This window comes from Lysinibacillus sp. NPDC059133 (assembly GCF_042755925.1).
Lineage (GTDB): Bacteria > Bacillota > Bacilli > Bacillales_A > Planococcaceae > Lysinibacillus.
Map to the genome: position 1 here is coordinate 55,753 of NZ_JBHZDH010000007.1, position 22,959 is coordinate 78,711.

General features: G+C 36.4%; 16 protein-coding genes and 2 pseudogenes. 5 read left to right on the forward strand and 13 right to left on the reverse strand.

All coding sequences use genetic code 11. The features are described 5' to 3' along the window. Nucleotides 1-3: 3 nt before the first annotated feature. The 5 genes from ACFXN8_RS05785 to hutU all read right to left on the reverse strand — a co-directional run bounded on the left by ACFXN8_RS05785 (nucleotide 4) and on the right by hutU (nucleotide 6,871). Nucleotides 4-1,182, reverse strand: a complete 1,179-nt coding sequence (locus ACFXN8_RS05785) for an amidohydrolase (RefSeq protein WP_386843521.1) — start codon at nucleotides 1,180-1,182, stop codon at nucleotides 4-6. A gap of 18 nt (nucleotides 1,183-1,200) precedes the next feature. Beyond that, the gene (locus ACFXN8_RS05790; protein WP_386843523.1) at nucleotides 1,201-2,367 is read right to left on the reverse strand and encodes a M20/M25/M40 family metallo-hydrolase; all 1,167 of its coding nucleotides are present in this window, start codon (nucleotides 2,365-2,367) and stop codon (nucleotides 1,201-1,203) included. Nucleotides 2,368-2,382: 15 nt separating this feature from the next. After that, the gene (gene hutI / locus ACFXN8_RS05795) at nucleotides 2,383-3,648 is read right to left on the reverse strand and encodes an imidazolonepropionase (RefSeq protein ID WP_386843525.1); all 1,266 of its coding nucleotides are present in this window, start codon (nucleotides 3,646-3,648) and stop codon (nucleotides 2,383-2,385) included. A 12-nt stretch (nucleotides 3,649-3,660) separates the two neighbouring features. Then, entirely contained in the window at nucleotides 3,661-4,989 is a 1,329-nt protein-coding gene (locus ACFXN8_RS05800) for a YjiH family protein (RefSeq protein ID WP_386843527.1), read from the reverse strand. A gap of 166 nt (nucleotides 4,990-5,155) precedes the next feature. After that, complete coding sequence (gene hutU / locus ACFXN8_RS05805; RefSeq protein WP_386843529.1) at nucleotides 5,156-6,871, reverse strand: urocanate hydratase; 1,716 nt, start codon at nucleotides 6,869-6,871, stop codon at nucleotides 5,156-5,158. A gap of 279 nt (nucleotides 6,872-7,150) precedes the next feature. On the opposite strand from hutU, the gene ACFXN8_RS05810 reads away from it, so the two are divergent. Further along, nucleotides 7,151-8,833, forward strand: a complete 1,683-nt coding sequence (locus ACFXN8_RS05810) for a sigma-54 interaction domain-containing protein (RefSeq protein ID WP_386843531.1) — start codon at nucleotides 7,151-7,153, stop codon at nucleotides 8,831-8,833. A gap of 57 nt (nucleotides 8,834-8,890) precedes the next feature. Here the strand turns inward: ACFXN8_RS05810 and chrA are convergent, their stop codons facing one another. The 3 genes from chrA to ACFXN8_RS05825 all read right to left on the reverse strand — a co-directional run bounded on the left by chrA (nucleotide 8,891) and on the right by ACFXN8_RS05825 (nucleotide 12,593). After that, on the reverse strand, nucleotides 8,891-10,051 hold the full coding sequence (chrA, locus tag ACFXN8_RS05815; protein WP_386843533.1) for a chromate efflux transporter: 1,161 nt from the start codon (nucleotides 10,049-10,051) through the stop codon (nucleotides 8,891-8,893). A 103-nt stretch (nucleotides 10,052-10,154) separates the two neighbouring features. Continuing rightward, a complete protein-coding gene (locus ACFXN8_RS05820) occupies nucleotides 10,155-11,000 on the reverse strand; it encodes a DUF4179 domain-containing protein (RefSeq protein ID WP_386843535.1) in 846 nt (281 codons plus the stop codon). Between the two features lie 402 nt (nucleotides 11,001-11,402). Continuing rightward, nucleotides 11,403-12,593, reverse strand: a complete 1,191-nt coding sequence (locus tag ACFXN8_RS05825; protein WP_386843537.1) for a DHH family phosphoesterase — start codon at nucleotides 12,591-12,593, stop codon at nucleotides 11,403-11,405. Nucleotides 12,594-12,660: 67 nt separating this feature from the next. On the opposite strand from ACFXN8_RS05825, the pseudogene ACFXN8_RS05830 reads away from it, so the two are divergent. From ACFXN8_RS05830 to ACFXN8_RS05840, 3 genes and pseudogenes are all read left to right on the forward strand, one after another. Continuing rightward, nucleotides 12,661-13,355: pseudogene (locus ACFXN8_RS05830) on the forward strand (polysaccharide deacetylase family protein); the annotation flags it as partial. Nucleotides 13,356-13,879: 524 nt separating this feature from the next. Then, nucleotides 13,880-15,529, forward strand: a complete 1,650-nt coding sequence (locus ACFXN8_RS05835; RefSeq protein ID WP_386843539.1) for a pyridoxal phosphate-dependent decarboxylase family protein — start codon at nucleotides 13,880-13,882, stop codon at nucleotides 15,527-15,529. Then, a complete protein-coding gene (locus ACFXN8_RS05840; protein WP_386843541.1) occupies nucleotides 15,507-17,204 on the forward strand; it encodes a methyl-accepting chemotaxis protein in 1,698 nt (565 codons plus the stop codon). The genes ACFXN8_RS05835 and ACFXN8_RS05840 overlap by 23 nt, the downstream gene beginning before the upstream one ends. A 421-nt stretch (nucleotides 17,205-17,625) precedes the next feature. Here the strand turns inward: ACFXN8_RS05840 and ACFXN8_RS05845 are convergent, their stop codons facing one another. The 4 genes from ACFXN8_RS05845 to ACFXN8_RS05860 form a co-directional block, all read right to left on the reverse strand. After that, complete coding sequence (locus ACFXN8_RS05845; protein ID WP_386843543.1) at nucleotides 17,626-17,862, reverse strand: Rossmann-fold NAD(P)-binding domain-containing protein; 237 nt, start codon at nucleotides 17,860-17,862, stop codon at nucleotides 17,626-17,628. 306 nt (nucleotides 17,863-18,168) lie between these two features. After that, complete coding sequence (locus ACFXN8_RS05850) at nucleotides 18,169-18,594, reverse strand: GatB/YqeY domain-containing protein (protein ID WP_386843545.1); 426 nt, start codon at nucleotides 18,592-18,594, stop codon at nucleotides 18,169-18,171. Nucleotides 18,595-18,695: 101 nt separating this feature from the next. Continuing rightward, nucleotides 18,696-19,163 carry a hypothetical protein gene (locus ACFXN8_RS05855; protein ID WP_386843547.1) on the reverse strand — a complete coding sequence of 156 codons (468 nt, stop codon included), beginning with the start codon at nucleotides 19,161-19,163 and terminating at the stop codon, nucleotides 18,696-18,698. Nucleotides 19,164-19,481: 318 nt separating this feature from the next. After that, nucleotides 19,482-20,240 carry a formate/nitrite transporter family protein gene (locus ACFXN8_RS05860; RefSeq protein WP_376076449.1) on the reverse strand — a complete coding sequence of 253 codons (759 nt, stop codon included), beginning with the start codon at nucleotides 20,238-20,240 and terminating at the stop codon, nucleotides 19,482-19,484. Between the two features lie 676 nt (nucleotides 20,241-20,916). On the opposite strand from ACFXN8_RS05860, the pseudogene ACFXN8_RS05865 reads away from it, so the two are divergent. Beyond that, a pseudogene (locus ACFXN8_RS05865) lies at nucleotides 20,917-21,213 on the forward strand (pyridoxal-phosphate dependent enzyme); the annotation flags it as partial. 198 nt (nucleotides 21,214-21,411) lie between these two features. On the opposite strand, the gene ACFXN8_RS05870 reads toward ACFXN8_RS05865, so the two are convergent. After that, nucleotides 21,412-22,857, reverse strand: a complete 1,446-nt coding sequence (locus ACFXN8_RS05870; RefSeq protein WP_376076445.1) for a DEAD/DEAH box helicase — start codon at nucleotides 22,855-22,857, stop codon at nucleotides 21,412-21,414. Nucleotides 22,858-22,959 lie beyond the last annotated feature (102 nt).

The following is a 22,959-nucleotide window of genomic DNA, read 5'->3' on the forward strand; positions in this document are numbered from 1 at the left end:
CCCTTAAGAGTTGAGTGTTAAAGCTGTATGAACTAATATTTTCAATCCAACTTCTAATGAGTCTTCTTGGATTCCAAATTTAGGGTGATGATGCGGATAATTTAATGATTCATCCTCAAAGGCTGCACCGATCCCTATGAATACGCCAGGAACTTTCGTCAAAAACGCCGAAAAATCTTCTCCACCCATAATTGGATCAATGTGTAAAATATATTCTGGACCTAGACTTTCTCTAATAATATTTTCAATTAATGAAGTCAGTTTCTCATCGTTTACGACAGAAGAATAACCATAGTGATACTCATATTTATAATCAGCGCCATGTACTGCAGTGAAATGCTTTACTTGAGTTTCAATTTCTTTCGCAATCAACTCACGCACTTCTTGTGAAAAGGTTCTTACACTGCCTCCTAAAAACGAACGATCTGGAATAATATTTTTAGCACTCCCCGCGCTAAACTCTGTTACAGCTATGACAGCACGCTCTTTCGCGTCAACCTTCTGTGGTACAATTTGATGCAATAGATTAGTAATTTGCGCACCTATTAAAATAGGATTAATAGAATCCTGCGGTTGAGAAGAATGCCCACCCTTTCCGATAATTTCAAGATCGAACGTATCAGAATTTGCTGTAATAGGACCTGAACAAATACCTATTTTCCCTGTAGGAAGCATAGAGAATAAATGTAATCCTACGATTTGATCGACACCTTCTATAACCCCAGCTGCCACCATTTCTTTGGCTCCACCTGGAAATACCTCCTCTGCATGCTGAAAAATAAAGCGAATTTCTCCTTTTATTGCAGGTTTCAAAGTAGATAAAATCTTTGCTGCCCCTAGTAACATAGCTGTATGCCCATCATGACCGCATGCATGCATCACACCTGGCACTTTAGAAGCGAAAGGCAAGTTTGTTTCTTCCTGAATAGGTAAAGCATCCATATCTGCTCTTAAAGCTAAGCACTTTCCTGGTAAATCTCCTTTTAAAATAGCTAAAACGCTCGTCTTTGTTGGTCTAGTGACCTCTAAATTTCCAAAAGACATTAACTGGCTATAGACATATTCGGACGTAGAGTATTCCTTATACGACAATTCAGGATTTTCATGTAAATATCTTCTCCACTGTTGTACTTGCGGAACCATTTTCTCTAATTCTTTTGTAACGTTTAATGTAGTTGACATTTTTTATTCCTCCTATACTTATTGAGATTTATGTCGCTCATACCACTGTTCAATTAGCGCAGCTGTTAATCTGCCTGTGTTCACTAAGTTTTCAATACTAATACTCTCTCTGAAAGAGTGAATATTCTGAAATCCATTCCCAAGTGTAATACAAGTCAATCCATTTTCATTTAGAACATTCGTATCTGCTCCACCTAATGTTTTTGTTAAATAGGAGGATACTTGAATGTTATCTGCCGCTTCAGATACTGTTTGAACAAGTTCATCTTCCTCAGAAATATTGAATCCTAGATATTTCTCGTCAATTTTCACTTCTACAGTACCTTGGTATTTCTTAGCGGCTACCTCCATCGTCTCCTGCATATGTTTCAATTGAGCTTCTAATTTCTCTTTAGAAAAACTTCTCACCTCTCCTCCAAGTGTAACTGAGCCTGGTATAATCGATGTCAGCTCTCCACCATGAATAATGCCTATATTCGCTAGTGTTTCACTATCAATCTCACCTAATTTCATATTTAACAGCCCTTTAGCAGCAATGAGAAAAGCATTTCTTCCCTTCTCAGCATTTAACGCAATATGTGCTGCGTTTCCATTAACCGTGAACCAAATTCTGCTACTGTAAGGACCTTGCAAAATAATTTGCCCTACATCGCCACTACTATCAAAGATATAACCCTTTTTACTTTGAATTTTTTGATAATCCATATATTTTGCACCAACTAGGCCTGCTTGCTCATTTACGGTTAATATCAATTCAATCGGTCCATGTGGAATACCACTTTCAATGATGGCACGCATCGCCTCGATATAGGAGGCAAGTGCTGCACGATCATCAGCCCCTAAAATCGTAGTACCATCTGAGTAAATGACCCCATCCTTTATAATTGGCTTGAGATCCTCCGTCGGTAATACTGTATCCATATGAGTAGAAAAGAATAGAGGTGGAATGGTGTCATCCGTTCCTTTATGCCAGGCTATTAAATTCCCTACTTCTCCATTGAAATTTTTATGTGCTTCATCAAACGTTAATTGAAAATCTAACTTCGTTAATTCATCCTTTAAAAATGCTGCAACTAGACTTTCCTTGCTACTCGGACCATTTATTTTTGCCATTTCTAAAAATAACTTAACTAATCTTTCCTCATTCACTTTTTCTGCTGCCCTTGACGTAAAGTTAACGTTCAATCTTACCTCTCCCTTCTAAATGAATGTGTTCTCCTTTGACCAAGTACCTTCATTTATCACGACACGACCGCGTTTGATAACCGTTTCTACAATATTCGTTCCAAGCTCATATGCTACATGCTTATAGGTTGGTACATCCCATATTTGAATATCTGCAATTTTGCCGATTTCTAACGTACCGCGATCTGTTAAATTCAATGCCCTAGCCGCTACTTTTGTCGCAGCTTTAATCGCTTCCTCTACCGTAAATTGGTAAAGTCGGCAAGCTAAATTGATGACGAAGGACATAGAACTTGTATAGCAAGCTGGACACATGTCTGTCGCTAAAGCTATTTGCATACCGCTATCTAGCATTTTACGGGCAGCAAAGGGGCGCTTATGGGCAACAGCAAAATCTAAAGCCGGCATCACTACACCGATGACACCTGCTTCCGCTAATTGTGTCATTAATGATTCTGGTGTATAGTTCAAATGATCAATCGAAACCATCTTCATTCGCGCTGCTAAATCTGAACCTCCAATATACGAATAGGCATCAGCATGAATTTTAGGTAATAATCCGTACGCTAATCCAGCTTGTAAGATGCGCTCGGATTCTTGCTCAGTGAAATAGCCTTCATCACACCAAACATCACAGAATTCCGCTAAGTTGTTTTGTGCTACTTGTGGAATCATGACTTCAATAATCTCATTGACATATTGTTTCTTCGTTAAATGATCCGGAATACCATGTGCCCCTAAAAATGTATTCACAACATCAAGAGGGGTATTCTCGTGTAATTGCCGGCCTATGCGTAAAATCTTTAATTCACTTTCAGGTGTTAGTCCATAACCACTTTTACTCTCAACGGTAGTTGTGCCATGTTTAAGCATTGTCATAATACGTTTTTTTGATTGCTCATAAAGCACTTCCTCAGCAGTATCTCGTGTAAGCTCAATCGTACGATTCGGCCCTACTGTCATCGCTAGATTTTTTAGATTTTCCTCAACGTTGCCAGATAATTTAGCAGCATACTCCTCGACCCTACTGCCATAAAAAACCAAGTGCGTGTGAGCATCGATATAACCTGGAGCAACAACTTTACCTTCTGCATCAATAATGTTTGTACCGTCCATTACATAACGTTGCTTTAGTTCCTTATCCGAACAAATATCAATTATTCGTTCACCCTCAATAACGATTGCTGTATCAGTCAAAACTTGAAAATCCTGCATCTGATCACCTGTACAAGGCAAAATTTGTGCTGCATTTTTAATAATATAGTCCGGTCTTTTTAGCACATAATCACTCCTTTACAATAATAAATAGGCGATTGGTGTAACGATAATTAAGGTTAAGACGCTACGCACAAACCATATTCCAATCATTTTTCCTAAAGAAATTGGAATTTCCGTTGATAAAATACAAGGAATAAGTGCAGAGAAAAAAAGAATAGCAGAAATAGATAAAGTACCGACAATAAAACGTGTTTCGATAGTGCTCTCAACCGCTACGAGTGATGGTAAAAACATATCTATTAAATTGACAACTGCTGCCTTTGCAACGATTAACGGCTCAGCCATTTGTAATACATACGTTAAAGGTACAAACAAATAAGCTGCATAATCAAAAATAGGTGTATGATTGACAAGCCATAAACCAATAAGACCAATCGACATAATCGTCGGCAATATCCCCATGGCCATCACTAAGCCATCTTTAACATTCTCTTTTATACTTTGCCACAGGTTTGGAGCTTTCTCTGCGGTCTGCATCGCTTCCTTCCATGCATGCTGTAAACGATTTTCTTTTACGATTTTCTCCTTATCGCCTTCAATATTGTTGTAGTATTCATTACTTATATTGCGAATTGGCCAAATGCGCACACTAATCGCTGTTACTAAAAATGTCACTATAAAAGTAATCCAAAAATAAAGATTCCAAATATCCATCAAGTTTAAAGTTTTTGCTACAACAATCATAAATGTTACAGAAACAGTGGAAAACCCTGTAGCAATAATGACGGCCTCTTTTGTGGTGTACTTCCCCTCCTTATAAATACGATTTGTAATTAATAACCCAATTGAATAACTACCGACAAAGGAAGCTACAGCGTCAATGGCAGATCTACCAGGTGTTTTCCAAATTGGGCGCATAATAGGTTGCACTAAAATTCCTACAAATTCTAGTAAGCCATAACCGACAAGCATCGCTAAAAAAATTGCGCCTATCGGAACCAAAACGCCAATTGGAGTAAGGAGTGACTTATACCAATATGGTCCCATATCTTCAGCCAATAACCAGCTCGGACCAATATTAAAAACGACAAGAACAGAAGCAATAGCACCAATTATTTTCAATGTTGAAATAACCATCTCTACTATCGATTTATTCCAGGTTTTTTGATAAATAGGATAAATAGCTCCCGCAATGACGATTATCAAAATGTAATAGACAATCACTGATGAAAACTGTGTACGGATAAACGTCACTAAATGGTCAAGCGGTATTGTCTTTTTTCCATTTAACGTAATAGAGATAAAGAACATAAAAATGCCAAATAAGCTAAAGCCAAAAAATTTGTAGACCGCCGATTTCGGATAAATATAAGGTGTTTTTTCTAAAACATTGTCAAAATCCATGACATTCCTCCTTCTTTATAGGAAAAGAGACCAGGTACTGTTTTTACTGATTGCACTGGCCTCTGATCAATTATGCCTCGGCATAATTGCGTCCGGATTCGGCTTTGTGTTTGCACAAAGAACTCCTTTCCGAATTCCGTGACATCCGCCGGGGGCTTTAACTTCTTTACACTTGTTCTTTGACTAAATCTTTAGGGCCAAAGGTTGCTGTTGGTTCCCACCATAGTGGGATTTTAATGCTTTCATCTGTTAATTCCCCTTTGCCATTCGCTACATCTTTGGCAGTCTCATAGCCTGCTTGTGCATGACGCACAACACCAATACCAGAGTCCACCGTCATTGCCACTTCCAGGCGCATATCAGATTCCTCTGTTCCATCTGCAATCATCGTTACACCTGTATGAACGGCCTCACCCATTGAATAGTTAGCTTGCAGTGCAATTAAATCGCACATTCCAACTGCATTGAGTAAGCCATTTAATATAGGCCAGTCAGAAATTAAATCCCCACCATCCTTCATATTTTCAGATTCAAATGTTGGATTAACGATAGAACCTGAGTCCAAATTATCGCGAGAGAACGCAACTGGCCCACTAAGTTCTCCTCGACGAATCATATCATTGACTTCTAATGCAAACTTTTTACGTTGTCCGAAGCCCATATAACAAATCCGGGCAGGCAAAGCTTCAATTGGGATATGCTCTTTCGCTAGTTTAATCCAGCGTGTAACTAGTAAATCATCACTAAATTTTTCTAAAATCATATCGTCAATTTTACGTAAATCTTCCGAATCTCCCGACATACAAATCCAACGGAACGGTCCACGCCCTTCGCAGAATAACGGACGTATATATTCTGCTACAAATCCTGGTAAGCGCTTCGCCTCTTTTTCGTCAAACCCAGCGTCAATACATTCTTTCCGAATACTTGTGCCATATTCAAATGAATGCACCCCTTTATCGAGGAGAGCTATTAATGCTTTTAGCTCGCGAATCATTGTTTGTCGCGCTTTTTCTAAGTATTCAAGACGATCTCGATCACGTAACTCCTCAGCTTCTTTAACCGTATAGCCTGCCGGTAGATAGGCGATCGGGTCATGTGCAGGTGTCATTGATGTCGCGATATCTGGTAAAAATCCAATTTCTAAGGCTTTCTCAAATACATCAGCTGCATTTCCAACTACAGCAATACCAAGTGCTTCACCTGCCGCCGCTTTTTCTTTAGCAAGCGCGATTGCCTCCTCTAAAGAATCTACAACTACATCGATAAAGCCCTTTTCAATTCGTCGATTAATAATTTCAATATTGGAGTCACATAAAATTGCAACACCACCATGCATTGTCATTGCACGTGTTTGGTTGCCACCCATCCCTCCGGCACCAGCTGTTAATAGAATTTTTCCGACAAGTGAATCATTGTAATGCAATCTAGCTATGGCAGATAATGTTTCAAATGTTCCTTGAATAACTCCTTGCGTGCCGATATATTCCCAAGGTGCAGCTGTATAATTGGCATACATCGTTAAATTTTTCTCTTGTAAGTCGTAAAATGTTGGCCAATCTGCCTTCATAATATTTGTTGTTGCCATGACAACAGTTGGTGCGTATTTATGTGTTTTAAAGACAGCCACAGGCATCCCTGACTGCACAACTAGTGTTTCATCATCTTCTAAATCTTTCAAGGAATCTACAATCGCATGATATGACTCCCAGTTACGAGCGGCTTTACCAATCCCACCGTAAATCACTAGCTCTTCTGGCTTTTCAGCATTTTCCATATTATTTTCTAGCATGCGTAAAATTACTTCTTGGCGCCATCCTTTACATCGCAATGTGCTTCCTCGTTGAGCTTTTACTGAATATAAGATTTCTGGTTTTGTCATTTACAATTCCTCCTTTTTATATCTACCCTTTAATAATGCAAATAGCATGCCAACTTTTAAAAATCCTATAAATATTCTTATGAAAAGCGATAAGGATAGTGTTTATGAAGTGAATTCCGAAAATAGAGAGAGACGTTAAAAATCTTAAAATGCGCAGATAAATTTTGCACCAACCATTTTTTCTGTATATTCATACTATTCAGTAAACATATATGGTACGATTTATGACAAAAGCAGAAATTTTTTGCATGCAAAATAATGTGAAAGAAGGTTTTTTGTGTGAACGAGGAATTAAGACGCTTTGCAACTATATTGGGAACTAATATCATTACATTAGATAGTTCATTTCAAGTGATTTGGTGGCATCTCAACGATAGTATTTCGTTAGATTTAAAAAAGAATATGCCTATAGATACAATCGCTGACATAGACGTCACGTTATTTCATCACCCACAACAGCTATTAACTCAGGAGCAGCATTTATCTTTTACTATTGAACCCTTCTATTTTACAGAACAATATTATTTTGTTTTAGTGGAAAATTTAGTTGATTTTCAGCACTCATTACAAAATAAAGTTTTTGTATTAGAAGAAATTATGGAACATTTAGATGAAGGGATTATTGTCAGTAACGAATATGGGGATATTGTTTATTACAATGAGGCACTTGCTAAGATGGAGGAACATAACAAGGAAGACATGATTGGAAAGAAACTTTGGAATGCTTACAACTATCAAGATCGTCGCTTATCGGAGCACAATCATATTTTAAAAACAGCTAAGCCAATCTATACGAAATATCGAGCCCATGCCTATTCAGAAAATGAGCCGAAATTTGTTGGCTATAGCTCTTTCCCTATTCAAAAGGATAATAAAACAATAGGTGTATTTTCTATTACACATACCGAAACAAGCCTACGTAATCAGTTGCGTCAAACGATGGATTCAAAACTTGAGTCTATGGAAGTACCAGAAGTTGTAAAAAGAAATAATGGCACAATTTATACATTTCAAGATTTAAAAGGGAACAGTCCAGAGCTCCTACAAACTATTGCTGAGGCTAAAAATATTGCGAGCTATAATACTGATACACTTATTATTGGTGAAACAGGTACAGGTAAAGAATTATTTGCACAGAGTATGCATAATATAAGCCCCCGAGTGGCAAAGCCCTTTGTAGCAATAAACTGTGCCGCTATCCCATCCACACTGCTAGAAAGTACACTATTTGGCTCTGTAAAAGGGGCATTCACTGGGGCTACAAATCAAGAAGGGCTTTTTGAATATGCGAAAGATGGCACACTTTTTCTTGATGAAATCAACTCTTTACCAATGGAACTTCAACCTAAATTGATGCGGGTTTTACAAGAACGAGCTGTTAGACGTGTAGGGAGTAATACACTCATTCCTATCGAGTGTACAGTCATTAGTGCTTCCAACGAAGATCCTGAGCTACTGACAGCTGGTGGCCGAATGCGTCTTGATTTATTTTATCGTATCGCACATTCGAGTATATACATCCCTCCTTTACGTGAAAGACCAAATGATATACTTTTCTTTATCCAACATTTTTTACATAAAAATGTTCTTAAGTACACGAAAGCAGATATTACAATAAAACCTGAGCTCTACCAGCTACTTTTAGATTATGATTGGCCTGGTAATGTTCGTGAATTAGAACATTTGATTGAAAACCTTGTAATTCAAGTAAGCTCAGAAAGTTGGATTACAGAAGATATGCTACCACGCTATTTAAAAAATAAACTATCAATGAAAGCCGTCCCATCTAATAAACGTCCACTAAAAGCCCTTATGCATACAAATGAGGAGCAATACATTCGCAAAGTTTTAAAGCATTGTGGCGGAAATATTTCAGCCGCTGCTAAACAATTAAATATTTCTCGTCAATCTCTACAATATCATATGAAGAAACTAGCTATTCAGAAAGAAGAGTTTATATAATTCAATTCACAAAAAAATCAAAACCACAATACGCGGTTTTGATTTTTTTGTGTGTACTTAATAACATACCATTCCTACACAAATGCCAGTTAGCACGAGTAAATAAGGTTGAATTTTCCAACGCATCAAGCACCATAAAAAAAGGGCTGCGATTACGATGTCTAGTCCATTTTGAATTGTCTGTGTAACAATTGGATGAATAAAAGCTGCAGCTAACATTCCAACAACTGCTGCATTTGCACCAGCCATCGCCCCTCTTAATCCAGCAAAACGATTAAGAGCGAGCCAAAAAGGCATTGCCCCTACTATAAGCAAAAATGCCGGTAAAAAAATCGCTATCGTCGCTATAATAGCCCCAGGCACTCCAGCAATGACCATACCTATATAGGAAGCAAACGTAAATAATGGACCAGGGACTGCCTGCGTCATTCCGTATCCTGCTAAAAATTCAGTAGAACTCATTAATCCACTTTGGACAAATTGTGCTTCTAGTAAAGGCAATACGACATGGCCTCCACCAAACACTAATGCACCTGATAGATAAAACTTTTCAATCATCGTAAACCACTCATATTGAAAAAGTGGGCTAACAATTGGTAAACCAACAAGCAGTATAACAAACAGCGCTAAAAAACATACACCAGTCATTTTTGAAATAGGGACCAACGTTTCTTTTGGGTCATCTCTTTGATTAGTCATCTTTAATAAGAGATAACCTATAGAAGAAGCAACAATAATAGTAGTTACCTGAGCAAGTGGATGGACCCATAAAAGCACTACTATAAGGGCCAATAAAGCGATGATAAAATGGCGAATACTAGGGATTAATTTTTTTGACATATCAAAAATAGCTTGCGCAACAATCGCAACAGCCACCAATTTTAAGCCATGAATCCAGCCCATACTCATCTCTGTATGTGCAGAAAAATACGCAAATGCCATAAGTAGCAAAACTGACGGTAATGTAAAACCAAGAAATGACACAATACTCCCCAACAAACCGCCTCTTAATAAGCCAATACCCATCCCTACCTGGCTCGATGCTGGCCCAGGTAAAAATTGACTGAGCGCAACAAGCTGACTGTAGTCATGATCAGATAACCATTTTCGCTTTTGAACATATTCATTTTGAAAATACCCTAAATGTGCCGTTGGACCCCCAAAAGATGTACAACCTAATTTAAGCGAAACTAGAAAAATCTCACATAACCTTCGCAATATCTTCAACTACTTTCCATTCCATATATAATCATATTACATGGGGGAATCATCCTTTTGGTTTAAGATATTGTAAAGTTTTTACTATAAAAATCAAATTTCTTTATTTATCTCCAATTTTAATAGCAGAACCAAGCTCACTTCCATTTGCAGCTATCGGAATGAGCTCATAGCTCTTCCCCGTTAAATATAATGCATCGAGGCGGACACCCCACTTCGTATACTCTTCATTCAAAGGATATGCTACGTTAAATAGCCATGATTCCCCTGTTGCTGATTGAATTTTAAAATGTATCGCCTCATTTAATAAACTTTTCTCTGAATAAAAGTAAATCGTTGTTGATATTGGTGTAGAAACAACCTTTTCTATTGTTATTTCCTGACCATCTAACAGCTGTACTTTTTTCTCAACAGGGAAAACCTTTCTATCATCTTGTAATTGCTTTTGTGAAGCTTCTACTTGAAATTCCCATGGCTCGTCAATCTTTTTTTCCCCGTTCCAGTCGTTATAACGTATATCTAAATTCAATGTTTTATCCGCTGGTAGTTCACTTAATTTCACACTACTATAAATTGTATAGGTTTTATCAGATTGTTTGATTGTCTGTCCGCCATTTCTAACCGTGAACTCATTTCCATTCACAAAAACCTGTGGAAAGAAAAAAATTTGATGGTCGAAATTTATGTCCTTTCCTGGCTTAAAGGTAGCATTCAATAATATTTGGTTATCGTCAATTATTATTTCATTTAACGTTAAACGTCCGAGACTATTTTCAGTAGTTTTACCGACAACTGTTTTGTAGGTTTCAAAATTCGAATCTTTATTAAACAAAAAATAATAAACAATGACACAAGTAGCTACCAATAAAAGCAATACTACAACAAACCATATTTTGCGTCCTCGATTTCCCTTTTGCTGATTCTCAACTAGAAGCATATCGGACATCATGTACACCTCATTTTAAGAAAGTATGTCTGCACAAATCCTTTTTATTTATTGTAGTTTTTAGTTGAACATTATATAACCTCTAACGATGTCTAGGTTTGGCTGATTTCACTATGTATCTAAAGGAATAATTTATATTCCTTTAATGTTGTTGCAAAACTTGAAGAACAAAATGGTCAAGATAATACTTGTGATTGTTGCAGCGCATTAAATTAGTGATTTCTCATGCCTGAAGATATATGCTATGTGAAGTGGTTGATTGGAGTGGAGACTGGGTGACTCCTTGGGGATCAGCGTTACAGATGAGACCCTGCAGCGAAGCGAAGCGGCTCATCGGACGCCCCCAGGAAAGCACCCAGTCGGAACGGAAATCAACCCCTCTTTTTGCCGAAGAGCTATAACCCCTTACTCTTGATGACGAGCCTTTTTAGCCACTTCCATTAAATAATCTACAAACAACTCATCTTTCACTAACCATGATTGATAATTTCTTTTTAAAAACCATTCCGCTTCATAAAAACTTGTAAAGATTTGATCTAACGGAAGTTTATTTTTTTCAATGATCCAATCAAAATCACTTATAGAATATAGAAGGAACATTTCTTCCTTAAGGTTTTTATACATTGTCCCAAAAGAAGAAAACCTAAAATTATAGCGATTTCGTTTTGCGTCCTCTGGTATTGGAGCTATATGAAATGTTTGGGTCACATACTGCTCATAAGCTTCATCTGTTAAAGAGCAACCAGCTGCTTTTTGATGCCCTCCCCCTCCGAATTCTGCTGCAATAGCCGAAACATCTATGTGATCATGAATCGTACGAAAAGAAATTCTTTTGCCACCCATATTTAATATAGCTATAAAATCAAGGTGTACATTTTCTTTCCCCAATTCATTACCAAGCTCTGAATGATAAGATTCTGCATACACTATACCTGTAAAGTATTCTCCTATTGATGTTTGTACTAGCTCCCGTTTTTTTCGGCGGATGTACCGTTCTATTTTCTCTTCTTCCATACTCAAAATTTTCTTTTCAAATTCATCAAAGTCAAAGTGTTCGCTTGTCTTTAAACGTTCAAGCATTTTTTCTTCAAATTCATCAATTGATACTAAAAAAAAGAGAGTGTTTAGCCGACGTGCTTGTTGATTATCATTCTTTTCCCATTCCCATGTATCGTACTGTCTCACTAATTCTACAAATTCTGTGACGGAATTTGTTTGTTCTAAAAATCCATGTGAAACAAGGTACTGATAAAATAAGGACGTTGCTGATGTTAAATATCCATTTTCATCTTCTATTAAAACTTTACCCCATTCATAATCGTTCAAATGATAGGCTGTTTTATGATGATCAAGAAGTTGAACATTTCCAGTTGCGGTATAATAATCATTTAATCTCTTTTCATTTTCCTCGTTTGGCGATAAGTCTGTAATAAATAAAAATGTACCTTGTTCGTTAGTGTCTAAAAAATACTCAATTTCTCGATCCAGCGATGAAATCGAATTGTACCTTACCTTCACTTGACCTTGAAAGGCAAGTTTGGCTAAAATTCCGCAACCAATTCCATCTAAATCATTATGCGATAGCAATTTATACATTTTTTCACCTCCCAATTAGTATGGTTTATCATCGAAAAAATTATCGGTATTGTTAGGAGTGTTTATGTTGAAAAAGAAAATTACTTATTTAGGATTTGGCCTATTATTCATTGTTGCTTTAGGGTTTGGTACATATACGTTCATGAATGCCAGATCCCACCAACTGTTTGGCAGTATTACTTCACATGTCGAAACACACCAGAAGGTTGTAGCATTAACATTTGATGATGGCCCCACTAAAAATGTCAGTGCCATTTTATCCTTATTAGACGACTACAACACGAAAGCAACCTTTTTTCTAATTGGGAAGGAAATTGAGGAAAATCCAGAGGAAGCTAAAAAAATTGTCCAGGCAGGTCACCAAATTGGAAATCATACGTATTCACATAGGCGAATGATATTTAAAAGCCCTACTTTTTACAAAAATGAAATCGAGAAAACCGATGAGCTAATTAGTAGTATCGGCAATATAGAAACTCCCCCTGTTCGACCGCCATATGGAAAAAAACTAATTGGTTTACCTTATTAGTTAAGTAAAAATAATCGCGATACATTACGTGGAATTTGGAGCCTGATACGTATTACTCATCGGTCAAGGAAAAAATTAATTATGTTAAAGAAAATATACAACCAGGCTCTATTATCTTAATGCATCCTATGTATGATGATACTGGAAGTGAATTACAAACGATTGAAGGAATCTTAAAGACACTTATTGCAGAAGGTTATACATTCGTCACTTTTGAAGAACTTAAGAAATTACAAAGGAAACAATCGACTAATTTTCAGGATATAGTAATTAAAAACGAAATGATATCAACCCAACATTTGCCATTCTCTTTACGCCATGCATCAGTAACACAAAAAATTTATGCAGATTCTTATGCTAAACGTAGATCAATAATTTATATATATCCCCCTATTAACAGTCTCAAAGAATTAGATATTCGCACTTTTTAATTAAATAAAAATTATAATTGTATAGTATTCCCATAAAAATTTTCACCTCCTCATAGCACTCCTCTGTCACAAACTGTGCAATAATTCATAAAAAAAGAGTCTCGAAAATCCTTTAAAATCAACACTCACAAAAATAATCTTCTACAATATTCCTTCTAATTCAGTTTACCTCAAAATAAGTTTGACTATTTAGAAATATCGGAATTCATTTTCTGGTAAAATATAAATTCATTTTTTGTTATAATATGTTATTATTATTTTAGTAAAACGACCTATTTTTATGAAATAAAAAATAGAGGAAAAATGAACTAAAAAGGATGATGAATATGAAAGAAATCCAGCAATTATTCCAAAGTGAAGATGGAAATATCGAACAAAGAGAGAATTTTTTATCCCTATTGGAGAAAATCGTTTCATCATTAGATGATTTAAAAAACCCACAAACAACAACTCTTGGACCGATGGAAGAACGCTCTGACAATTTCTATAAAGAGTTAATGCAAGAAAATCAAGTACCAACTTCAGGTGTCGGACTTGATCAAGTTGTGAATGAATTAACACAATTGATGCAAGGACATCCTTACCATACACGCAACTTTGTAACAAATGTTTTACCAATGGCTAGCATTCCCGGTATATTAGGTCAATTTACGAATGCTCTGCTTAATGGTAACAATCTATGGGATGTATACGGACCAGCTGCCGCAGAATGTGAGGTAAAGGTAGTAGCAATGATGTCGAAGTTAGTTGGCTACGACTATACTCAAAGCTTTGGTTACACAACTTGGGGTGGACAAGGGGCTGTTTTCAGTGGGCTTCGTCTTGCGATCGCTAAACAATTCCCTAATGCAAAAGAAGATGGCGTACCAAATAATTTATATTGCTTCGCTTCAGAAAATGCTCATTATAGCTTATTAAAATCAATTGAAGCAGTCGGCATCGGTAGCAAGCATTTAATTCGTATTAAAGCTGGCGAAGACCATTCAATGGATATTGATGATTTACGTGTGCGTATGACTGAGGTTATTGAAAATGGTGGTATTCCAGTGTATGTAGTTGCTACTACAGGCGCTACAGATCAATTTGCCATTGATGATGTACAAGCAATTAAAAAAGTTACAACTGACCTTGAACAAAAACATTCCTTAAAACCTATACATATTCACGCTGATTCAGCGTTAGGTGGTTTTTACGCATTTTTCAACGATTATGATTTTAAGGTAAATCCACTTCAGTTAGAGAATGATGTTTTACAAGCACTAGAACAAATTAAAGAACGTATGCAATATCTACCTATTGCAGATAGCCTTTGCTTCGACTTCCAAAAGCTTGGTCAAACACCGTATTTAACAAGCTTATTCCTAATAAAAGAAGGAAAACACCTACAGTTATTAGACATTGAGGACTTCGACACACCTTATGTTGGCAATCGAGGCTATGGTTCTTATCATACAGGCTATACATTAGAGTGCTCTCGTATGGGTAGTTCAATTGCTATTTATGCTGCATTACAGGCGTTTGGTAAAGAAGGCTACCAACAAATATTAGCAAATTATGTGCGTGTAAATTTAGCGTTCCGTGCGCAGTTAGCTGAGAAGACTCCAATGCTTCAAGTAGTCAATGAGTCTAATATTGGACCAGTTACAGCCTTTCGTTTGTATCCTGAAGGCTTTAATTGGAAATCTGAACAGTCAGGTAGCTATACACAAGATCAGATTGAATATATTAATGGCCTTAACGCTTCTTTATTTGAAATTATAGGAGAAGGTCGAGATGAAGTATTTTTCGGTGATACGACACGTGTTTGCACTGTCAGCACTAGTGATACAACACAACAAATTCCAGTCGCAGCTGCAAAATTCTTCTCAATTTCTCCTTATACAGAGACAGAACATATTAGTGATATGGTTCATTTCTTACAACAAAAGGTAAAAGTATTGGAGGCTGCTAAAGTTGAGTATAGTCAAAAAATTTAAGAGCTCTTTACTCTATAAATATATTGCGAGTTTTACTATTCCAATTGCTATTATTTCAGTAATATTTAGTATCGTATTATTTGTTACATCTTATCGGATTATCGATAATAATGTTATTACACAATTTGAGTCATCATTAGAGGTTATATCTCATACAATTTTTAATGATATAGACAAAAATGACGTCAAAGCTGTAGATGATGGCAATAAGGATAAATATGATGAAATATTAAATGAATTAAATGATACACTTAAAGAGTATGACATTGAAAATGCTTACGTTCTTTCACGTGCAAATGGCAAAGAACATATTGTGGCATTAAGTAATAAAGACGATTATCAAGAGGACTATGTTTTTAGTCAGGACATGCATGAAGCGCTAAATACTGGAACCATTCAATCTAGTGATATTTATAAAGATGAATACGGTATTCATAAATCGATTTTTATACCATTTAAAGATACTGATATTCTTTTTGGTTTAGATATGGACGCTTCCTTTATTTCTAAACTTCAAACAGAGACTCTTTGGATTTGTATCATCATGACTGTGATGTTTTTGATATTCGGTATTATTGTGGCTTATATCATTAGCAAAGGCATTATCAAACCAATTAAAAATATGACTAGCTATGTTGGTAAGGTGGCACAAGGAGAATTAGCTGTTGAACCACTTCAAATAAAGGGTTCTAATGAAATTGCACAGCTCTCTTCAGGCATTGAAAATATGACAGCAGATTTACGCTCTCTTATTCAGCAAATTGCTGAGAATGCTGAGCAAGTAGCTGCTATGTCTGAAGAGTTATCGGCAGGCTCTGAGCAAACAAGTGCATCTATTCAACAAATTACATCTTCAATGCAAGAAGTAGCTTCAGGATCAGAAAAACAAACTTCCTCTATTGAAGAAGTAGAAAATCATATTACGACAATCTCCACAAAAATGTCAGAAGTTGTATCGAGCGTTAATGACGTCACTGCTAAAGCATCTAGTGCATCTTCTATTTCAGAAAAAGGCAATACAACAATTCAAAGTGCTACAGAAAAGATGGCCATAACATCTAATGCTATTCAAGAGACTTCGGAAGTTGTGAAACGTTTAAGCACATACTCAAATGAGATCGGCGACATTGTAACCTTAATTAATGAGATTACGGATCAAACAAATTTACTCGCTTTAAATGCATCTATTGAAGCAGCACGTGCTGGTGAGCATGGTAAAGGCTTTGCAGTTGTAGCTGAAGAAGTGCGTAAACTTGCAGACCAATCTTTAGCAGCGACGAATAGTATTCGAACACGTATTGAAACAATTAAAGAAGAGTCTGTGCAAGCTGTAAAATCTATGGAAATTAGTAGTAGTAATCTTGCAGAAAGCTCTACTACCTTTAATGAATCAGGTGAAGCTTTTAAAGATATATATTCGCATGTTACTTCACTAACTCAAGAAATGGATTATGTCAATAATATCATTTCAAATATTAACGATGGGGTTAGCAGCATTGCCATTTCTGTAGAGACAGTTGGTGTAATAGCCGTTCAATCATCTGGAAACATTCAAAATGTGGCTGCTGCTTCTGAAGAACAATCAGCTAGTATTGAGGAAATTACTGCGTCTTCAAATAATTTAGCTGAGATGGCACAGCAACTTCGTAATATCATACAAAAATTCCAGCTATAAGGAACTAATAAAAAAATCCGCTATACTTTCTGTAGGTAAGTTTTTATCAACAGAAGTTTATGCGGATTTTTTCATTGACCCATCAATTATGCCTCGGCATAATTGCGTCTGGAATCGGCTTTGTACTTAGGCCTGCAGATGTTTTTTGCGCGAAAGCGTAGCGACAGCGGCAGGTCTTTTTTGCGCGAAAGCGTAGCGACAGCGGCAGATGTTTTTTGTGCGAAAGCGTAGTGCTAACGTAGCGGCAGCAACGTGTCTTAGACTGAGTTCCTCTATTTCAGCGGGTGTTTGGATACCCGCTGAAAAGCAGCTTAAATCCGCATTCATCTCACCATCTATAGAGGTGGAAGACTTCTGTACCTGTCGCTTTACTTTCGCTACAAAAAACATTTACTGAAAGAATTTAAATGTTTTTTAGTGCTCACTTGTTCATCCATGCAATCGTTTCTTCTAGCCCTACTTTATATGAAGTACTCGGCAAAGCGCCTATTTCCTTTTCAAATTTTTCCCCACTTAAAATGACCGGTTCTTCTATTAAATACAAGATTTCAACTACTTCTTTCATAGAAGGAGTAAATATTCCAATTAGTCGGATCATGCCTTTAGAAACTGTACGAACACCCTTTTTGTAACCTGTAATTTCACGTAAAATCCCCACTAGTTCTTACCCTGTAATTGGGTGAACAGCTGGCACGTTCCAATTCTGATTATATGTGTCGTCTCATAAAGCAAGCTCAACCATAGCCATTGCGCCATCAACTGTATAAGAAATTCCCTCTTCACTTGCATATTCCCTACAAAATTAGCTTTTTTATCTTGTACAACATTTTTTAATGTTTCATAGAGTATTGTATTCTCTGCATTTGGTCCATACAAATCAGGGAAATGCAACAACAGCAAAAAATAAAGTAGCTTAAAAAACAACCCCTTACTACTTAAGAGTAGGAGGTTGTTTCTACCAACATTAAATTAGGCCCTTCGCAACTTTTGAAATAACAGCGCCTTCAGCCTGACCAGTTAACAAAGGTTTTGCAATTTTCATCGCTTCCCCCATGTTCATCCCTTTTACAACGCCAGCTGCCACAAGTTTTTCTGCAATTTCTTCTTCAGTTAATTGCTCTGGTAAAAATGATTTTAGAAGAACTAATTTCGCTTCCTCTTTTTCAATTAAGTCAGCTCGTCCTGCATTTTGAGCACCCTCTAGTGCCTGATTTGTTTGCTTGACTTCACGATTTATAATAGCCATTTCCTCTTCAGCTGATAAAGCTTCTCCCTTTTCTTTTTCAGCTAAATCTAGAGCAGATTTCAAAATCGATAATACACCTTTTGCTAATACATCCTTTTCTTTCATTGCCTTTTTTAATTGTTCAAATACCTCTGTTTTTAACAATGCTTTCACTCCTTCATGACCTTTATTATACGATAAAAAAACACCGTAACCTTAAGGGATACGGTAGCGTGTGTCACGGAATTGCCGAGGCATAATTGATACTATTTTGCTTGTTTAAGCATCGATACTTCAGCTTTTGTCGTTATTAAATCCGATGATAAAATATCAAATTTTGCATCTACAAGATCAATTTTTCGACTTAAATTTTGTTCAACTTTGTCTAATCTTTTTTCCAATGCTTCGTTGTTTTCTTCTAATCTCTTTTCAACTGCTTCTATTTTTCCTTCTAATCTTTTCTCAACTGCTTCTATTTTTCCTTCTAATCTTTTCTCAACTACTTCGATTTTTCCTTCTAATCTCTTCTCAACTGCTTCGATTTTTCCTTCTAATCTCTTCTCAACTGCTTCGATTTTTCCTTCTAATCTTTTCTCAGCTGCTTCGATTTTTTCTTCTAATCTCTTCTCAACTGCTTCGATTTGTTGTTGAAGATCTGATTTCATGTCTTGCATTTGCTTCGAAAGCTCTAAAATTGCTTGAAGAATCGTATGTTGGTTGACTTCTTGTTCCATTTTTGAGTTCCTCCGCTCTTTTATAGTCATTACATTATCTATTAATTTCACAGCAATTATCTCATAAACATAAATAAGTAGAGTTACATAAGCAACTCTACTTGTCATTCTAACTACGATTTATCTTAAAGTCAAAGTATTAAGAGATGGAATTTGTCAAGTATTCATCCGTTAATTTCACTTGCTATAATTGCATCGCATTATATTCCTGTATGTGTAAACAGGTCTTTACAATCACTTCTCTAATTGCCATAGCGCGCTGTATTTAATTCCAATTAAGGAATTAAACTGACTACTTTAGCATTATTCAGCGATTTATTAATCTCTGCCATTTACCCAATAGACAAAACCAATAACGGCTCCACCAATAATATTACCAAGTGTTACAGGTAATAAATTTGAAACGGCTCCACCAAACGATACTAGTTCACCATGAGGTATGAAGAGAGCAAGGGAAAACAATGTCATATTTGCAATACAGTGCTCAAATCCAATTGTGACAAAAGGGAAAATACAGCAGAAAATCATCACTAATTTCCCAGTCTCTGTTTTCAATTTATAGGTACACCATACGGCCAAGCATACAAGCAAATTACATAAAATACCTCGACATAAAAGTTCAACGAAACTACCACTCATCTTAGCTGTAGCTAGTTTTTCAATGTAAGCTGCTATGTCTCCACCTGCTAGCCCCGAGTAAAAAAATAATGCGGCTGCTAAAAGAGACCCAAAGAAGTTTCCTATGTAACTAAACGTCCAAATGCCCAACATCTCTAATGGCGATGATTTTTTTGATAGTGTACTAACCGTTAACACTAGATTATCACCGGTAAATAAATTGGCCCCAGCCATCATGACCATACTAAGTGCCACACCAAATGCTAATCCTTGTAAGATTTTCATACTTGGTACTTCAGTTGGGCTTAATAAGCCTCCAATAGTAGTGATGAGCAAAATTCCAAACCCGATAAAAAGTCCACCAAAAATAGCTAACAATAAATAATTAGCCGGCTTCTGCTTCATCATGTTAATTTTTGTTTCAGCTGTTATACAAACTGAAGAAATTGTTTCTTTCATACTTTCATCTCCCAAACAACATCAAGCTAATTTAATAGCTCATTTTTAACATTGATCTCAAGTAGTCACCTAGTTTCCACTCTAACCAACTTTTATATAAGGGTTATATTTTAACAAATATTATTCCAAAATATCGTTAATTAACAAATTTAAAGTAAATCCCTCCAAATTAACATATATTTATGCACTTTAAAGATTTCTTTAGGACTTCTATTAGTTCATTTGAATTAAATAGGAATAGTAAATCTAAATATAATGCTGGAATTTCTTTCTGAGAAGATGGCAATTTGTGTTACAGACTACTACTTGCTTTCGCATAGACGCATTGTCAATAATAATCCATATTTCTCCCATTGCTCCAAGGAAAAATTTATTTGTAGATTGATCCATTATTTTTTTCTATCATTAGATTCAATCTTTCTATCAGTCATTTTATTGCTTATCTGGATTTATGATACAATTCCATTAATTCTTACAAAAAAAGTAAATTGAGTAAGCTATCAGTCGGAGGCTTTAGGCCAACAAATGTTTTTTGTGCGAAAGCGAAGCGACAGCAATAACACGGTTGGTCACTCAGTCGTTGCCACAGAACGTGGCGTTCTTAGACTGAGTTCCTCTATTTCAGCGGGTGTTTGGACACCCGCTGAAATAAGTTAAATTAAAGGGGTTGATTGGGATGGGTCAAATTGTAACGAATAAGATCAAACAATCTATTACAGAATTAATCGGTCATACACCACTATTAGCATTAAATCAGTATATAAAGGAGCAACAGCTAGAAGCCGAAATTATCGTAAAGCTAGAATATTTAAATCCTGCTAACAGTGTAAAGGATCGTGTTGCAAAAGCGATGATCGAGGATGCTGAAGCTCGTGGTGTATTGACAAAGGATAAAACAATAATCGAAACAACAAGTGGCAATACTGGTATTGGTCTAGCAGCAATTGCAGCTACAAAAGGCTATAAGCTCGTATTTATTGTGCGATAGCTGGTATACATCACGTACGATCATTGAAGCCGCACTCTCAAAAGGCACGCATGTCATCGGCGCACTCAAAACAGCCAGTCCCCGGTGAAATACCGCGAACTGGCTGTTTTTTTATACTAACTTCAATATAAAGGCAAGCACCTTTTCCACTTGACCCTCAACTCTATCAAAGCTTACCGCTTACTACTTATTGGCTTCATATACTTTCAATAACTTACCTTTGATTGTTGTTTTCTTCATGTTTTTTAAAACAATCGGGCCTTTATCATTTAATATTTCTACATAAGTAAAAGCATCTGTAATGGTAATAATGCCTATATCCTCGACTGTTACACCATCGATTTTGGCAATCGTCCCGACGAAATCTACAGCTCTTAGCTTCTTTTTCTTACCACCATTAAAATATAGCTTCATGATTTGCTCGTTCAGCTTTTCACTTTTCGCCTTTTTCAGGGTTGGTTCAATATCCATTTTCGCTTCAAAAGCTGCTTTCTTTTTTAAAGCATCTTCTTCAGTTGGCACTACTTTATTTGGAATTTTAAAACCAATATAGTCTTCAATTTCACTTAAAAAACGATCTTCAAACGGCGTTACAAGCGTAATTGCTTTCCCTTTTAAACCTGCTCGTCCAGTTCTTCCCGTACGATGGACGTAACTTTCTTTTTCTAGTGGCAGATCATAGTTAATGACATGTGTGATATTATCAATATCAATCCCTCGAGCCGCTACGTCTGTGGCAACTAAATATCTAAAATCGCCTCTTTTAAAATCATTCATCACTTCAAGTCGTACATCCTGTATCATACCGCCATGAATTTTATCACAACTATATCCGAAATTGATTAACTGCTCACATAACGTATCGACTCTATCCTTTGTGCGGCAAAAAATGATACAGCTATCTGGATTTTCAACAATCGTAACTTTGCGCAGCAGGGATAGTTTTAGTTCTTCATCCACTACGTAAAGGGAATGATCAATTTTATCTGTTGTTAATCCCGTAGCTTGAATTTCTACATCAGTAGGTGTTTTCATATATTTAAGAGCTAAGTCTTTTACCTTCTCTGGCAACGTAGCTGAAAATAACATCGTCACACGATTTTGAGGCACTTGTTTAATAATGGCTTCGACTTGTTCTATGAACCCCATATTCAACATTTCGTCCGCCTCATCAATGACAAGATAACGTATTTTGTCTAAGACAAGCGTGCCTCTTTCAATATGATCTAACATGCGTCCCGGCGTACCAACAACAACATGTGTTTTTTGCTTTAGCTCTGTTTTTTGAATGGCGATCGGCTGTTTTCCATAAACCGCTGTTGCTTTAATGCGCTTCAGTCTACCAATATTCGTAAAATCCTCTTTTACTTGAACAGCAAGCTCCCTTGTCGGAGTTAACACTAAGGCTTGCGGTTTGTTTTCTAGCCAATCAATGGCTTCGCAAATTGGAATCCCGTAAGATGCAGTTTTCCCACTACCTGTTTGTGATTTTACAACAAGATCTGTTTTTGCTAATGCTAACGGAATGACCTTACTCTGAACTTCTGTTGGTTGTTCATATCCTAAGCTATCCAGTGCCATTATTATTTCATTACTTAATTCATAATCTTTAAACCTTTTTTTACTCATCATTAAGCCTCATTTATGTTCAATTATTTTTACTATTGAAAGATAATTACCTAACATAGACTCCCATTATACATACGAAAGTGAATAATAACTACTCTCGGA